The sequence below is a fragment of the Quisquiliibacterium sp. genome, from assembly GCF_982640115.1.
The window spans coordinates 1-14,902 of sequence record NZ_CEXFHW010000097.1 but is presented as its reverse complement, the minus strand read 5'-3'; the positions used below and the strand labels follow the sequence as shown (position 1 = coordinate 14,902).

Below are 14,902 nucleotides of genomic sequence, written 5' to 3'. Positions count from 1 at the left end.
ATCGTGGGTGTCGGCGCCATCGAGGATGCGGCGCACCGCGGCCGGCGGGCAGCGATCGGCGAGAAAGCGCCGCGCCTGCTCGCGCAGCAGCTTCAGGTCATCGGAGAAATCAAAGTTCATGAATCGCGCTCCGCGGCCTGCCGGCCGCTGGTTGGACAGCCCGCCGGGCGGGTGCGGACGATGGTAGCGGAATCGGCGGCCGGTGCCGCCTGCTGAAACCCGCGGCGGGTCCGATCGGTGCCACGCCGGCGGCGGGTTGCAGCCAGGAAAATCTCAGCCCGGCATCCGTCGCTCGAGGCCAGACCAGCACAGCGGATAGTCGGCCTGACGCCAGGGCGCCTGCAGCGCCTGCGTGGTGGTGAGCAGGGGCAGCCGGGTCTCGAGCATGAAGGCCATGGTGTCGGTGATCCGCTGGGTCTGGCGGGTGTCGGCCTGCAGCGCCTTGCGCACGGTCTCGGCATCGGGCCCGTGGGGCACCATGCTGTTGTGCAGCGAGGCGCCGCCGGGCAGGAAGCCCTCGGCCTTGGCATCGTAGGCGCCGTGGATCAGGCCCATGAACTCGCTGGCGATGTTGCGGTGGAACCAGGGCGGCCGGAAGGTGTCCTCCATGACCAGCAGCCGCGGCGGGAAGATCACGAAGTCGATCGCATCCACGCCGGGGGTGTCGGACGGGGACTGCAGCACGAGGAAGATCGAGGGATCGGGATGATCGAAGCTGATCGAGCCGATGGTGTTGAAGCGGCGCAGATCGTACTTGCTGGGCACATGGTTGCCATGCCAGGCGACCACATCGAGCGGCGAGTGCCCGATGGCTGCCGACCACAGCCGGCCGAGCGACTTGGTGACCAGCTCGAAGCGGCCCTCGCGATCCTCCCAGGCCGCCACCGGCACCAGGAAGTCGCGCGCCGCGGCCAGGCCGTTGGCCCCGATGGGCCCGAGGTCGGGCAACTGGAAGGGCGCGCCGAAGTTCTCGCAGACATAGCCGCGGGCGCCCGGTCGCGGCCCGTCGGGCAGGTCGATGCGCAGCCGCAGGCCGCGCGGGATCAGCGCGATCTCCTGGGGCTCGAGCTCGAGCACGCCGAGCTCGGTGACCAGCCGCAGGCGACCGAGCTGAGGAATGATCAGCATCTCGGCGTCGAGGTTGCTGAAGAAGCGCTCGGGCATCGATCGGTTGGCCCGATAGGTGTGGATGGCGCAGCCCGCCTGCTGCACCGGGCTGCCGGTACCGGCCATCGTGAACAGGCCCTGGATGAAGTCGGTGGCTTCCTCGGGGGCGGGCAGCGGCGGCGGGCTCCAGCGCAGGGGTTCGGGCGGGGCCTCGGTGTCGGTGAACTGCGAGATCAGCCCGGGCGCCGCCAGCGGCTGCTGGCGCAGCGGGCCTGCCGAGGGCCGCAGGCGGTAGGTCCAGGTGCGTCGGTTGTGGGCGCGCGGCGCAGTGAAGGCGCTGCCGGAAATCTGCTCGGCATACAGGTTGTAGGGGCAGTGCTGCGGCGAATTGCGCCCCAGCGGCAGCGCGCCGGGCAGGGCCTCGGTGGCGAACTGGTTGCCGAGGCCGGTGAGGTAGCCGGCGGCGTGGGCCTCGGCGCCTGGGGATGGCAGCGGGCCGCGGTCGGTGGTCATGGACGGTCTCCGGTGAGCGCTCTGCCGTGATGGTAGCCCGGTCGCGCGCGACGGCTTTGCTAGACTGGACCGATCATGCCGATGCCGCGACTGCTGCGATCCTGGCTGCACCGCTGGCTGCCCGCAGGGCCGCAGCCAGGATCGCCGACTGCCGAGCGCGCGCTGGCGGCGGCCGACGGTTTTCTCTTCGAGCTCGATCTGATCGCCGGCCGCCTGCAGCGAGGCGAGCGCGCGGCCAGCCTGGGCCTGCCGCGCGAGGAGCCGGCCGCCGACATCACCGCGCTGTTCCGCACGGTGCCGCTGCCGCAGCGCGAGGCGGCGCTGCGCACGGCCGCGCAGGTGGTTGCCGGCGGTGGCGCGGTGCTCGATCTGGAGGTGCCGGTGGCCGTGCCCGGCGAGGGCGAGGCGCTGCGCCATCTGCGCATCGTGGGCCATCTCGCACGCGATGCCGGTGGGCGGCTCACCCGCATCGACGGCCTGTGCCTCGAGATCACCGAGGCACGGCGTGCGCGCCGGGCGCTCGAGCGGGTCTCCACCCGCTTCCAGCTGGCCGCCGACGCCGGTCGCCTCGGCCTGTGGGAGCTCGATCTGCGCAACCAGACCGTGGTCCAGACCGACCTCGGCGCGAGCCTGTTCGGCATGCCCTCGGGCGAGCCGGCCCCGGTGGCGGCCTATCTCGAGCGCATCCATCCCGAGGATCGCGGCGCGGTCGAGAAGGCCTTCCTCGCCACCATCGGCGAGGGCGGCGATCTCGGTCTGGTGTTCCGCGTGGTGGCCGGCCCACGGCAGCGCTGGGTGCGCACCGCGGGGCGCCTGGAGCGCAATGACAGCGGCCGTGCGGTGCGGGTGGCCGGCGTCAACTGGGAGATCACCGACGACATCGAGGCCCGCGAGCGCATCCGCCAGTCGGGCGAACGGCTGGGCCTGGCGCTGGCCGCGGCCAACGCCTCGGTGTGGGAGTACTTCCGCCACCAGGGGCGCGTGGTCTGGGACGAGCGCGGTGTCGATCTCTACGGCACCGACCCCAACCGGGCCGGCAGCCGCATCGGTCTGGTCCATCCCGAGGACCGGGTCCGGATCGCCACGCTGATCGCCGACAGCGTGGTCGACAGCAGCGCCCGTGATTTCGTCTTCGAATACCGCATCGTGCATCCGGTGCGCGGCCTGCGCTGGCTGCGCTGCATCGGCCGGCGCGAGGTCGCGCCCGACGGCACGCGCCGCTCCACCGGCATCGACATCGATGTCACCGCCGAGCGCACCGCCACCGAGGCGATCGAGGAGGCTCGGCGCGCAGCCGAGGCGGCCAGCCGGGCCAAGAGCGCGTTCCTGGCCAACATGAGTCACGAGATCCGTACCCCGATGAACGCGATCATCGGGATGACCGGCCTTGCCCATCAGGCCGGTTCGCTGGCGCAGTCGAGCTCCTACGCGGCCCAGGCGCACTCGGCCGCGCGCAGCCTGCTCACCGTGCTCAATGATGTGCTCGACTTCTCCCGCATCGAGGCCGGCCGGCTCGAGCCCGAGCGCATCGAGTACGCCATCGAGGAAATGCTCTCGCCGGTGCTCGACGTTGCCGGCTTTGGCGCGGGCGAGAAGCGGGTGGCGCTGGTGGTCGAGTTCGGCGCCGAGGTGCCGGCGCGCTGCGTCGGCGACCCCTCACGGATCGCGCAGATCCTGTTCAACCTCGCCGGCAATGCCGTCAAGTTCACCGAGCGCGGCTTCGTGGCGATCAGCGTCGGCGCCGCCGGCGAGCGGCTGCGCTTCGAGGTGGCCGATTCCGGCATCGGTCTGAGCCCCGAGCAGCAGCGCGAGGTCTTCGAGCCCTTCACGCAGGGCGACATCAGCACCAGCCGGCGCTTTGGCGGCACCGGTCTGGGTCTGAGCATCTGCCGGCGGCTGGCCGAGCTGATGGGCGGCGAGCTCGGCGTGCGTGCCCGCGCCGGCGGGGGTTCGGTCTTCTGGCTGGATCTGCCGCTGCGCGCGGTGCCCGATTCGGGTCCGGTCTGGGGCACTCGCCGATCCGGGCGCGATGTGCTGGTGCTGCACCACGATCCGGTGGTGGCCCGCAGCCTGGCGTCCCAGGCGGCGCGGCTGTGCGTGCGGGCGAGCACGCTGACCGATGCCGAGGCGCTCCCCGGCTGGCTGCGGCTGCAGGCATCCGGCTCGGCGCCGCTGCTGTGCGTCGATGCCCGGCTGCTGCCTGCCGATGCCGGCGCCTGGCTGGCCGGCCTGCGTGCCCATCCCACCCGGCCGACGGTGGCACTGATAGCGCGCCGCCTCTCGGCGCTGCCCTCGGCCGACAGCGTGCTGCTCGAACCGGTGCTGCCCTCTGCGTGGCGGCGCAGCCTGGGTCTGGGCCCCGCGGCGACGGTCTCCGCGCCGACCGACACCGGCCCCGTTTCCGGTGCGCTCGCCCGGGCCCTGCGTCCGGGCATGTTCGCCGGCAAGGACATCCTGCTGGTCGAGGACAACGACCTCAACCGCGCCCTGGTGCTGGCCATCCTCGCCGATGCCGGGGCGCACATCCGTATGGCGGGCAATGGGGTGGAGGCGCTGGCGGCCGTGCGCGAGCGCCTGCCCGATGTGGTCCTCATGGACATCCACATGCCGGTGATGGACGGCTACGAGGCTACCGCCGCGATCCGCGCGCTTGGCGCCGGGGGGCGCGACCTGCCGATCATCGCCACCACCGCCGATGCGCTCGAAAGCGACCGCGACCGTGCGCTGCGCGCGGGCATGAACGATCACCTCACCAAGCCGCTGGAGCCGTCCCGGCTGGTGGAGGTGCTGCGGCGCTGGATCGGCGCGGTGCCGGCATCCGAGGCGCCCGCGATTGCGCCGGCAGCCCCCGCATCGCCGATGGCCGATCCGCCCGGGCCCGCCGCACCCGTCACCCAGGCGCCGCTGGCCCCTGTGCTCGATCTCGCCGAGGGCCTGCGCGGTTGCCTGGGCCGTGAGGCGCTGCTTGCCCAGACCCTGGGCATCTTCCTCGATGTGTACGGGCCGGTGCCCGAGCGCCTGGCCGCCACCGACAGCGCGCCGCAGGCTGAGGGCGCGCCTGACCTGCGTCGGCTGGCGCACACCCTCAAGGGCAGTGTGCGCACGCTCGGGATGACCCGGCTGGCCGATGCGGCTGCCGCCATCGATGCCGAACTGCGCGCCGGCGTGCCGCCCGGCGCCACCCACCGGGCGACGCTCGAGGCCGCGCTGCGCCTGACCCTGGATCAGGCCGCCGACGCGCTGGCCAGGCTCAGGGCGTCACCCGGATGACCACCCGGCCGATCGCTTCGCGGCGGGCGAGCAGCTGAAAGCCGGCCAGGGCGTCGACAAGATCGAGCTGGTGACCCACATGGGGCACCAGCACGCCCTGCGCGGCGAGCCGGTCGACCTGCACCTGGTTGTCGGCGCCCAGCGCCGGGAATCGCCGCCCGTATTCACCGGCCCGAACCCCCAGCACCGAGATGCCGCGGATGAGGATCTGGTTGGCCGCGATCGTCGGGATGCGGCCATCGGCAAAGCCCACCACCAGCAGCCGCCCGCCCCAGGCCAGGCAGCGCACCGAGGCATCGAACAGGTCGCCGCCCACCGGGTCGTAGACCACATCCACGCCGCGATCGCCGGTGAGCGCGCGCACCCGGTCGCGCAGCCCGGCGATGCCCACGCTGGAGAGGTCGATGGTCTCGTGCGCGCCGTGCGCGCGGGCCACCGCGATCTTGGCCGGGCTGGAGGCGGTGGCGATCACCCGCGCGCCCAGGTGCACGCCCAGGCGCACCGCCGCCACGCCCACGCCGCCGCCGGCGCCATGCACCAGGAGGGTTTCGCCGCGGGCGAGCTGGCCGCGGCACACCAGCGACACATAGGCGGTGATGCCCTGCGAGCTCATGGCCGCGGCGTGGGCGTCGTCCAGGCCCTCGGGCACCGGGCGAAGGGCCCGCGCCGGCAGGACGCGTTCCTGCGAGAGGGCGCCCTCCTTGGCCGAGCCGATCACCCTCAGGCCGGGCTGGATCCAGGCATCGACGCCGGGCCCCACCTCGAGCACCCGGGCGCAACACTCCATGCCGGGCACGAAGGGCAGGGCCGGCTTGTGCTGGTAGCCGCCGCGGGTCATCAGCAGGTCGGGGAAGCCGATGGCGGCAGCCAGCACCTGCAGACGCACCTCGCCGGGGCCCAGCGGCTGGCGCGCGCGCTGCTCGAAGGCCAGCCCGGAGAGGTCGTTGCTCAGCCGCTGGCAGACCAGGGCGGTGTGCGTGGGATGACTCATGGCGCGTTCCGGCTCACTTGCCGTCGAGTTCGGCGAACACCTTGCGGGCGATCCGGAAGCTGTCGAGCGCGGCCGGCGCGCCGCAGTAGACCGCGGTCTGCAGCAGCACCTCCTTGATCTCGTCGCGGGTCACGCCGTTGCGGATCGCGCCGCGCAGGTGGATCTCGAGCTCGTGCGGCCGGTTGAGCGCGGTGATCATGGCGAGGTTGAGCATGCTGCGGGTGCGGAAGTCGAGGCCCGGCCGCACCCACGAGGCGCCCCAGGCATGCTCGGTGAGGTAGTCCTGCAGGTCGCGGCTGAAGTCGTCGGCCTCGCGGTAGGCCTTCTCGACATAGGCTTCGCCCAGCACCTTCGCGCGGGCAGCGTAGCCGGCCTTCCAGGTGTCGGATTTCTGGTCTTGGCTCATCGGGTGTCTCCGGTGGTGTGGGGCCGGCGGGCTGCCGGCCCCGGGGTTCATTCCTCGGCGCGCGAGAAGCCGGCGAGGCGGCCGCCATCGATCACGATGGTCTGGCCGGTCATGAAGCGGCCCGCGGGACCGGCCAGCATCACGGCCGCGCCGGCGATCTCGTCGGGCTCGCCGATGCGCTTGAGCGGGGTGTGCTTGACGGTGCGCTCGAGCAGCCAGGGCGTCTCCCAGAGCTGGCGGGCGAAGTCGGTCTTGACCAGCCCGGGCGCGATGCAGTTGGCGCGCACATTGCCGCCGCCCCATTCCACCGCCAGGTTGCGCGCGAGCTGCATGTCGGCGGCCTTGGACAGCGCGTACACACCCAGGCGGTCGGAGCCCTGATAGCCGCCGATGGACGAGATGATGATGATCGCGCCGTCGCCGCGCCGGGCCATCTGCGGGGCGACCATGTTGCACAACCAGAAGTTGCTGCGCACATTGCTGTTCATCACGCGATCGTAGGCCTCGTCGCTCATCTCGGTGGACGGACCGTAGTACGGATTGACCGCGGCGTTGCACACCAGGATGTCGATGCCGCCCCAGGTCTGGGTGGTGCGTTCGACCATGGCGGCGAGGTCTTCCTTGCGGCCGATGTGGCAGGCCATGGCCATGGCCTCGCCGCCGCGCTCGCGGATGCCCGCGACCACCGTCTCGCAGGCATCGAGCTTGCGGCTGGAGACCACCACCCGCGCGCCATGCTCGGCCATGCGTTCGGCGATCGCCCGGCCGATGCCGCGGCTGGCGCCGGTGATCACCGCCACCTTGCCGCTGAGGTCGAAAAGGGAGCCCGCGCGGCTGGCGGGCGAGGCGGTCTGGCTCATGGGTGCCTTTCGTGGAGGGGCATGGAACCGGCCGGGATGCCCGGCGGCAGGGTCGCGCCGATGATAGCCGCGGGGGGCCGCCGGCGCGGCTGATGGCCCGTCGGGGTGTTCCGCTTGGCGAGGGCGACGCCTGCCCGGGCCCGCCCTCGCGGTGGCTATACTGCCGGGCAGCGGCGGCGCAGCCTGCGCGGCCTCCTGCGGAGTCAGCCATGTCCAACCCGCGCCCCGGCGGGGGGCCGGGGTGAGCGCCCCGATCAGCGTGCCGTCGGTCCGCCTGCCCGAGGGCGGCGCCATCACCGATGTCGCGGGTATCTGCGTCGGCCATCACACCGATCCGCGCCGCCCCACCGGCTGCACTGTCATCCTCGCCGAGGGCGGGGCGGTGGCGGGCGTCGATGTCCGCGGCGCCGCGCCCGGCACCCGCGAGACCGATCTGCTGGCGCCCACCAACCTCGTCGAGCAGGTGCACGCCGTGCTGCTCGCCGGCGGCAGCGCCTTCGGCCTGGACGCCGCGGGCGGGGTCATGCGCTGGCTGGAGGAGCGCGGCATCGGCCATCCCGCCGGTCCTGCCCGGGTGCCGATCGTGCCGGCGGCCATCCTGTTCGACCTCGGCGTGGGCGATCACCGCATCCGGCCCGATGCCGCCGCCGGCTACGCCGCGGCGCAGGCTGCCAGCGCGCAGGCGCCGGCCCAGGGCTCGGTGGGCGCGGGCGCCGGCGCCACGGTGGGCAAGCTGCATGGCCTGCATCGCGCCATGAAGGGCGGCATCGGTACCGCCTCGGTCCGCGTGGGCGGCATCACCGTGGGCGCGATCGTTGCCGTGAATGCCGTGGGTGATGTGATCGATCCCACCACCGGCCGGCTCGTGGCCGGGCTGCGCAGTGCCGACGGCCGCCGCCTCGAGGGCACCACCCCGGCGTTGCTGGGCGGCGAATTCCCGGCCGCGTTGCAGGCCGGCATGGCCACCACCATCGGGTGCGTGGCCACCGACGCGGTGCTCACCAAGGCGCAGGCCCAGAAGATCGCGCAGATGGCCCACGACGGCCTGGCGCGCACGATCGATCCGGTGCACACCCTGTTTGATGGCGATACCCTGTTCGCGCTGGCCACCGGCCGCAGCGGCCTGAGCGGCAACCCCTCGGCGCTCGGCGCGCTGGCGGCGGCGGTCACCGCTGCGGCGGTGCTGCACGCGGTGCGGCAGGCTGTCCCGCTGCACGGCCCCGGCCTGCCCGATCTGCCCTGCGCGGCCGACTTCCATTCCCGCTGATCTCCCCACCGTCCGGAGTCCCGATGACCCATCCCGCCGACCTGTCCGCCGCCGAGCTCTCGGCCGGCTATGCCCGCGCCACGCTCTCGCCGGTGGAGGTCACCCGGGCGGTGCTCGAGCGCATCGCCGCCTGCGAGCCGGTGCTCAATGCCATGTACCTGGTGCACCGTGAGTCGGCCCTGGCCGACGCACGGGCGGCCGAAGCGCGCTGGCGCGCCGGCAGTCCGCTTTCGCCGCTCGACGGCGTGCCGGTCACCGTGAAGGAGAACATTCACACCCGCGGTGACCCGGCGCCGATCGGCACCGCCGCGGCCGATGCCGTGCCCATGCCGCGCGACGCGCCGCCGGCGGCGCGGCTGCGCGAGGCGGGCTGCGTGCTGCTTGGCAAGACCACCATGCCCGACCTCGGCATGCTCTCGGCCGGGGTTTCTTCGGTGCACGGCATCACCCGCAATCCCTGGAACACCGCCTGCAACACCTCGGGCTCCTCGTCCGGGGCGGGGGCGGCGGCGGCGGCCGGCTACGGCCCGCTCCATGTGGGCACCGACATCGGTGGCTCCATCCGGCTGCCGGCCGCGCACGGCGGCATCTTCGGCCTGAAGCCCAGTCTCGGTCGGGTGCCCATCGATCCGCCCTTCCTCGGCCGCGTTGCCGGGCCGATGACCCGCAGCGTGCGCGATGCCGCCATGCTGCTGTCGGTGCTCGCCCGCCCTGATGTCCGCGACCACATGAGCCTGCCACCGCAGCCCACCGATTACGCCGCCGGTCTGGAGGGCCTCCCGGTGCGCGGCCTGCGCATCGGCTGGCTGGCCGACATGGGGGTGGGCCTGCCGCTCGATCCGCAGGTGCGTCAGGCCAGCGCCGACGCCGCCGCGGCGCTGGCCGCCGCGGGCGCGCAGGTCAGTCCGATCGCGCCCTGGCTGAGCGCCGAGATGCTCGACGGCATCTGCACCTTCCTCGAGGCGCGCTCGTACAACGACATCGCCGACATGCCGGCCGAGCGGCGCGCGCTAGTGCTGCCTTTCGTGATGCGCTGGTGCACCTGGCGGGCCGCAGGCTTCTCGGGGCGCGATGTCATGACCGGCTTCGCGCGACTGATGGCCATGCGCGAGGCGGCGGTGCGGGCGGTGTCGGCCTTCGACTTCGTGATCTCGCCGGTCTCGCCGGTGGTGTCGTATCCGGCCGAGCAGCCCAGCCCCGGCAACGATGCCACCAACGCGCTCTCGCACATCGCCTACACCGTGGCCTTCAACTTCAGCGAGCAGCCTGCGGCCTCGGTGAACTGGGCGGCGTCGGCCGAGGGCATGCCGCTGGGCGTGCAGGTGGTCGGGCAGCGCTTCGACGATCTCGGCGTGCTGCGGCTGTCGCGCGTGCTGGAGCAGCTGCGCCCGGCGCAGCGGCTCTGGCCGCTGCCGGTCGTGGCCTAGAAGATGTGCACGGCGTTGGGTGCGAACAGGCCGATCACGCTGAACACCACGCCGAGCACGCCCAGACCGCCCGAGATCCAGGCCAGCGCCGCGATGCCGGTGATGATCGTGGCCGAGGCCAGCACGATTGCGATCTGCACCGCGCCGCTGGCGATCTCGTACTGGTGGTAAGCCGCCATCGAGCGGTCGCGGCGGGCCTCGGCCTGCTTGGCGCGGGCCATGAGTTCCTTGCGGCCCTCGCCGGTCTCGGGCTCGGAGTCGTAGCGGGCAGCGGTCTTGCGCCAGGCCTCGGTCTGCTTGCCCACCGCCTCGGGGGCGGCGGCGCCGGCCTGCAGTTCGGCGGCCTCGGCGGCGGTGCGCAGCGTGGTCATGCGCACGGTCTTGGCCTGGTAGAAGTTCCAGAGATTGGCCGCCTCGATGTTGGCGCTGAGGGCGGCGGTCTGGGCGGCCTTGCCGAGGGTCTCGGAGAAGGCCAGCACCAGCGCGAGCATCGCGATCAGCAGCGCAATGCCCTTGTGGGATGTGTCGACATGACCGGCAGCGGACATCGCAGGCTCCTGGGCGTGTCCTCGCCGGGCGCGCGTGCCGGCGACGGGACGCGCGATTCTAGCGTGGCGCCACGGGCGCGCCACGCGCGGTATGCCGGCCTCAGTGGACGAGGCTGCCGGGATCGCACACCGACTGGACGGTCCAGTCGAACACGCGCCTGGCCTTGGCCTGCGCGGTCATTTCCTCGGCCAGTTCCTCCAGATGCTCGAAACGCGCGGCCGGGCCGTGCGCGTTGCACTCGCTCTCGAGCAGGTCGTCGTCGATCAGCATGTCGGTCATGATGGGTGCCTCCTGTCGAGCCATGGTGCGACCGCTCCTCGCGCCGTGACGCGCGGATGCCGACGACGCGGCGCGCGATCCCGATGAGCGGCGCGCCGTGCCGTTCAGGGCCGCCGAACGGTCGGTCAGACCGTGTTATAGCGGGGCTCTCAGGCCCGGACGATGAGGCTGCGCAGGCGGCCTGCGTGCCGGTTCATCAGGCGCGGCGTTCGCCAGCGCAGGGGCCATCCCTTACCATCGGCGGATCGCGCAGGCAGCGCTGCGGCCTGCATCCGCGCCGCTCATCCCTTCCTGTTTCCCCACCGAGGAGTCCTCATGTCTCAAGCCTAGATCGTGTCCGCCGTCCGCACCGCGGGCGGCCGCAAGGGTGGCCGGATGTCCGGCTGGCATCCTGCCGATCTCGCCGCCGAAGTGCTCAACGAACTCATGGCCCGCACCGGCGCCGATCCCGCGCTGGTCGAGGATGTGATCATGGGCTGCGTTGGCCAGGTCGGCGAGCAGGCCACCAATGTGGCCCGCGGTGCGGTGCTTGCCTCGAAGCTGCCCGAGAGCGTGCCGGGCACCTCGGTCGACCGGCAGTGCGGCTCCTCGCAGCAGGCGCTGCACTTCGCCGCCCAGGCGGTGATGTCGGGCAGCATGGATGTGGTGATCGCCGCCGGCGTCGAGAGCATGACCCGGGTGCCCATGGGCCTGTCGGTGGCGCTGCCCGCCAAGAACGGCTTCGGCAGCTACATGAGCCCGGCTCAGCAGGCCCGCTATCCGGGCGTCCAGTTCAGCCAGTTCACCGGCGCCGAGATGCTCGCGAAGAAGTACGGCCTGAGCAAGGACGAGCTCGACGAGTACGCCTTCCGCAGCCACCAGCGGGCGGCGGCCGCCACCCAGGCCGGCGCCTTCCGCGACGAGATCGTGCCGGTGCGCGTGCGCCTGGCCGACGGCAGCCTCACCGACGAGCTGCACACCGTCGACGAGGGCATCCGCTTCGAGGCCTCGCTCGAGGGCATCCGTGGCGTGAAGCTGATCGCCGAGGGCGGCGTGCTCACCGCGGCCAGCGCCAGCCAGATCTGCGACGGCGCCTCCGGCGTCATGGTGGTCAACGAGCGTGGCCTGAAGGCCCTGGGCGTCGAGCCTCTGGCCCGCATCCACCACATGACCGTGATCGGCCACGATCCGGTGGTCATGCTCGAGGCGCCGCTGCCGGCCACCCAGCACGCGCTGCGCAAGGCCGGCATGAACATCGACGACATCGATCTCTTCGAGGTCAACGAGGCCTTCGCCTCGGTGCCGGTGTCGTGGCTGAAGGCCACCGGTGCCGACCCCGAGCGGCTCAATGTCAACGGCGGCGCCATCGCGCTGGGTCATCCGCTGGGCGGCTCGGGCACCAAGCTCATGACCACCCTGGTCCACGCGCTGCGTCAGCGCGGCAAGCGCTATGGCCTGCAGACCATGTGCGAGGGCGGTGGTCTGGCCAATGTGACCATCGTCGAGCGGCTCTGACGCCGCCCGCCATGACCGCGCCCCGTCATCGGGTCGTCGGCCGGCTGCCGGCAGCCGTGCTGTCTGCGGCCCTGGCGCTGGTCGTGCCTGTCGGCGCCCGGGCCCAGTCCGGCGCGTCCGAGGGCGCTGGTCCCGGGGGCAGTGGCGAGCGCATGGGGGCTGGCGATCGTGTCGGCCCTGGCGAGCGCCCCGGCGCCAGCGACGCGCAGCGGCTCGACGCGGTGGTGGTGCGCGCCGAGCGCAGCCTCGAGGAACGATTCGCGGCCACCGGCTCGCGGGTCACGGTCACCCGCAACGACATCGAGCAGATGGGCGCCGACACCATCGCCGATGTCCTGCAGAAGCTGCCCGGCGTGCAGGCTGCGCCGAACGCCTCGGGCTCGGTCGACATCCGCATGCGCGGCATGGATCGCGGCGCCACCCAGATCCTGGTCGATGGCCAGCGCGTGAGCGGCGGCCGGGCGAGTGCGCAGCTGCCCTTCGATCAGCTGCCCGCCGACATGATCGAGCGCATCGAGGTGCTGCGCGCGCCCTCGGCCGAATACAGCGGTGCCACCGGCGGCACCCTCAACATCGTGCTGCGCGAATCCGCGCCGCGGCCCGAGACCAGCCTGCGGCTGAGCGGCCAGCAGGCCTTCGGCGAGCAGGCGCCGCGGCTGTTCTACAGCCGCAATGCCGGGCTGCCGGGCGACAGCCGCTGGACCTATCTGGTCTCGGTGTCGGCCGGCGAGCGCCTCTGGGGCAGCGACCTGCATCGTGAGGTGGTTGGCGCCGATGGCACCCGCACCGGCGGCGACGATCACCTGCGTGGCCGCACCCGCGAGCTCACCGTGCTGCCGCGCCTGAACGGCCGGCTCTCGGCCACCGACAGCGTGGTGCTGCGCGCCACGCTGCTCGCCGCCGAGACCGACAGCCGCTCCGAAGGCAGCCTCGGTGGCACGCGTGCCGACGGATCACCGGTGGCTGGCGGCTCCCGTGAGGCTGGCGACATCCACCGCCAGCTGATGCAGCTGCGCGCCGACTGGACCCGGCGGCTGTCGGCGGCGCGCCTCGAGACCCGTGCCTCGGTGGAGCGTTCCGGCGAACGCATCGCCCGCGAGCGCCTGGAGTGGCTCGACACCCAGACCACCAGCGGGGCAGGCAACCGCAGCACGCTGGCCTCCGAGTTCGGTGATCGCCGCAGCGAGCATGCCGCCCAGGCCGCCATCAAGCTCACCGGCACCGGCGGCGAGCAGGTCTGGATGGCCGGCCTGGAATTCGAGCAGCGGCGCCTGAGCATCGACAGCCACCTGGCCACGGGCGCGGCGACGCCCACCGACCGTCAGCTCGCCTCGTGGTTCAACCGTCGGGTGCTCTGGGGCCAGAACGAGTGGGCGCTGCCGGGGCGGGGCACGCTCACCGCCGGCCTGCGCGCCGAGGCGCTCAGCCGTGGCACCGAGGTCGATGGCATCCGGCAGCAGGATTCGCCCGAGCAGTGGCAGCCCTCGCTGCACTGGCGCCAGCCGCTCGCCCAGGGCTGGCAGGCGCGCGCCAACCTCGCCCGCATCCGCAAACTGCCCGCGCTCACCGACACCATCGACCGGGTCATCCCGGGCTGGGGCAGCAACTCGCCCACCCGGCCCGACCTCATCGGCAACCCGGCCCTGCGCCCTGAAACCACCTTCAGCCTCGACACCGGCGTGGAGCGCCGTCTCGAGGGTGGCGGACAGGCGGGTGTGAACCTCTTCGTGCGCAGCATCGATGACCTGATCGTACGCCGCACGACCGAGGTGTCAGGGCGCTGGCAGCAGCGGCCCGAGAACCTCGGGAGCGCGCTGGTCTGGGGCATCGAGGCTGATCTGCGCCAGCACCTCGGCGCGATCGGCGCGCGCGGCTGGAACCTCAGCGCCAATGCCAGCCTGCTGCAGTCGCGGGTCGATGACGGCACCGGCTGGCAGGGCCGTATCCCGGGGCAGGCCCACTACCTGGCCAACTTCTCGGTGGCCCGGCCCATGCCCCGCACGGGCGGCGCCTTCGGCGGCGTGTCGCTTTCCCTGAAGGGGGCCTCCGACCTGGGCAGCAGCGCGGCCATGAGCGGCCGCGAGCGGGCCCGGCTCGGCGTCGATGCCCACGCCGGGCAACTCATCAGCGGCCTGGGCTTCTGGCGGCTCGATGTCTTCAATCTGGGCAACACCCGCATCCGCCGCGAGCGCGTGGACGCCGCCGCCGCCGGCAGCCGCTACGAGCAGTCGGCCGAGACCTGGGGCACCCGGCTGCTGCTCACCGTGGGCACCCGCTGGTAGCGCGGTGCCTCAGCCGGGCTGCCAGCCCTTCTTCAGGCGCTTGGCGATCGACCAGCGGTGCACCTCGGACGGACCGTCGTAGATCCGGAAGGCCCGGATGTCACGGAAGATCTGCTGCACCGGCGTGTCCTCGGTGACACCGAGCCCGCCCAGCACCTGCACGCAGCGGTCGGCCACCCGGTAAAGCGCCTCCGAGACCGCCACCTTGGCGATGCTCGATTCATGCGTGCCGGGCTGGCCCTGGTCGAGCACCCAGGCGCACCAGTCGATGGTGAGCAGCGACTGCTGCAGGTCGATCTCGTTGTCGGCGAGCATGAAGCCCACGCCCTCATGGTCGATCAGCGGCTTGCCGAAGGCCTTGCGCCGGCAGGCGTAATCCACCGCGATGTCGTGGGCGCGCCGCGCCGCGCCCCACCAGCGCATGCAGTGCGTGAGGCGCGCCGGCGCGAGTCGGATC

At 72.7% G+C, this 14,902-nt stretch carries 12 protein-coding genes; 5 read left to right on the top strand and 7 right to left on the bottom strand.

Annotated features, from left to right (window positions below):
• Positions 1-273: 273 nt before the first annotated feature.
• The gene (hmgA, locus tag AC2H6A_RS11975; RefSeq protein WP_484273813.1) at positions 274-1,620 is read right to left on the bottom strand and encodes a homogentisate 1,2-dioxygenase; all 1,347 of its coding nucleotides are present in this window, start codon (positions 1,618-1,620) and stop codon (positions 274-276) included.
• Between the two features lie 81 nt (positions 1,621-1,701).
• Here hmgA and AC2H6A_RS11970 point away from each other — a divergent pair, with 81 nt between their 5' ends.
• Complete coding sequence (locus AC2H6A_RS11970) at positions 1,702-4,890, top strand: hybrid sensor histidine kinase/response regulator (RefSeq protein ID WP_484273811.1); 3,189 nt, start codon at positions 1,702-1,704, stop codon at positions 4,888-4,890.
• Here AC2H6A_RS11970 and AC2H6A_RS11965 read toward each other — a convergent pair.
• Genes AC2H6A_RS11965 through AC2H6A_RS11955 form a run of 3 tightly spaced genes read right to left on the bottom strand, consistent with a single transcriptional unit; the run spans position 4,871 to position 7,147 of the window.
• On the bottom strand, positions 4,871-5,881 hold the full coding sequence (locus tag AC2H6A_RS11965; protein ID WP_484273809.1) for an NADPH:quinone oxidoreductase family protein: 1,011 nt from the start codon (positions 5,879-5,881) through the stop codon (positions 4,871-4,873). The genes AC2H6A_RS11970 and AC2H6A_RS11965 overlap by 20 nt on opposite strands.
• Positions 5,882-5,894: 13 nt before the next feature.
• Positions 5,895-6,287 (bottom strand): carboxymuconolactone decarboxylase family protein, encoded by a 393-nt coding sequence (locus AC2H6A_RS11960; protein ID WP_484273807.1) that lies wholly within the window; start codon positions 6,285-6,287, stop codon positions 5,895-5,897.
• Between the two features lie 47 nt (positions 6,288-6,334).
• Entirely contained in the window at positions 6,335-7,147 is an 813-nt protein-coding gene (locus tag AC2H6A_RS11955) for an SDR family NAD(P)-dependent oxidoreductase (protein ID WP_484273805.1), read from the bottom strand.
• A 241-nt stretch (positions 7,148-7,388) separates the two neighbouring features.
• Here AC2H6A_RS11955 and AC2H6A_RS11950 point away from each other — a divergent pair, with 241 nt between their 5' ends.
• Together AC2H6A_RS11950 and AC2H6A_RS11945 are read left to right on the top strand one after the other, a co-directional pair.
• Complete coding sequence (locus AC2H6A_RS11950; protein WP_484273803.1) at positions 7,389-8,414, top strand: P1 family peptidase; 1,026 nt, start codon at positions 7,389-7,391, stop codon at positions 8,412-8,414.
• A 23-nt stretch (positions 8,415-8,437) separates the two neighbouring features.
• A complete protein-coding gene (locus AC2H6A_RS11945; RefSeq protein ID WP_484273801.1) occupies positions 8,438-9,841 on the top strand; it encodes an amidase in 1,404 nt (467 codons plus the stop codon).
• Here the strand turns inward: AC2H6A_RS11945 and AC2H6A_RS11940 are convergent.
• Together AC2H6A_RS11940 and AC2H6A_RS11935 are read right to left on the bottom strand one after the other, a co-directional pair.
• Positions 9,838-10,389 (bottom strand): DUF4337 domain-containing protein, encoded by a 552-nt coding sequence (locus tag AC2H6A_RS11940; RefSeq protein ID WP_484273799.1) that lies wholly within the window; start codon positions 10,387-10,389, stop codon positions 9,838-9,840. The two genes, AC2H6A_RS11945 and AC2H6A_RS11940, sit on opposite strands and share 4 nt — an antisense overlap.
• A 100-nt stretch (positions 10,390-10,489) precedes the next feature.
• Positions 10,490-10,669, bottom strand: a complete 180-nt coding sequence (locus tag AC2H6A_RS11935; RefSeq protein WP_484273797.1) for a hypothetical protein — start codon at positions 10,667-10,669, stop codon at positions 10,490-10,492.
• A gap of 330 nt (positions 10,670-10,999) precedes the next feature.
• Between AC2H6A_RS11935 and AC2H6A_RS11930 the strand changes: the two genes are divergently transcribed.
• Both AC2H6A_RS11930 and AC2H6A_RS11925 read left to right on the top strand, forming a co-directional pair.
• A complete protein-coding gene (locus AC2H6A_RS11930) occupies positions 11,000-12,163 on the top strand; it encodes an acetyl-CoA C-acetyltransferase (RefSeq protein ID WP_484273814.1) in 1,164 nt (387 codons plus the stop codon).
• 11 nt (positions 12,164-12,174) lie between these two features.
• Entirely contained in the window at positions 12,175-14,445 is a 2,271-nt protein-coding gene (locus AC2H6A_RS11925; RefSeq protein ID WP_484273795.1) for a TonB-dependent receptor plug domain-containing protein, read from the top strand.
• Positions 14,446-14,454: 9 nt separating this feature from the next.
• Here AC2H6A_RS11925 and AC2H6A_RS11920 read toward each other — a convergent pair.
• Positions 14,455-14,902: acyl-CoA dehydrogenase family protein (locus AC2H6A_RS11920; RefSeq protein ID WP_484273793.1), on the bottom strand; the 448-nt coding region annotated here is incomplete at its 5' end.

Excerpts from the sequence above, each read along its gene's own strand:
- AC2H6A_RS11945 (WP_484273801.1), top strand. The coding sequence starts at position 8,438 with ATGACCCATCCCGCCGACCTGTCCGCCGCCGAGCTCTCGGCCGGCTAT.
- AC2H6A_RS11925 (WP_484273795.1), top strand. The coding sequence starts at position 12,175 with ATGACCGCGCCCCGTCATCGGGTCGTCGGCCGGCTGCCGGCAGCCGTG.
- AC2H6A_RS11960 (WP_484273807.1), bottom strand. The coding sequence starts at position 6,287 with ATGAGCCAAGACCAGAAATCCGACACCTGGAAGGCCGGCTACGCTGCC.
- AC2H6A_RS11940 (WP_484273799.1), bottom strand. The coding sequence starts at position 10,389 with ATGTCCGCTGCCGGTCATGTCGACACATCCCACAAGGGCATTGCGCTG.
- AC2H6A_RS11935 (WP_484273797.1), bottom strand. The coding sequence starts at position 10,669 with ATGACCGACATGCTGATCGACGACGACCTGCTCGAGAGCGAGTGCAAC.
- AC2H6A_RS11970 (WP_484273811.1), top strand. The coding sequence starts at position 1,702 with ATGCCGCGACTGCTGCGATCCTGGCTGCACCGCTGGCTGCCCGCAGGG.
- hmgA (WP_484273813.1), bottom strand. The coding sequence starts at position 1,620 with ATGACCACCGACCGCGGCCCGCTGCCATCCCCAGGCGCCGAGGCCCAC.
- AC2H6A_RS11965 (WP_484273809.1), bottom strand. The coding sequence starts at position 5,881 with ATGAGTCATCCCACGCACACCGCCCTGGTCTGCCAGCGGCTGAGCAAC.
- AC2H6A_RS11955 (WP_484273805.1), bottom strand. The coding sequence starts at position 7,147 with ATGAGCCAGACCGCCTCGCCCGCCAGCCGCGCGGGCTCCCTTTTCGAC.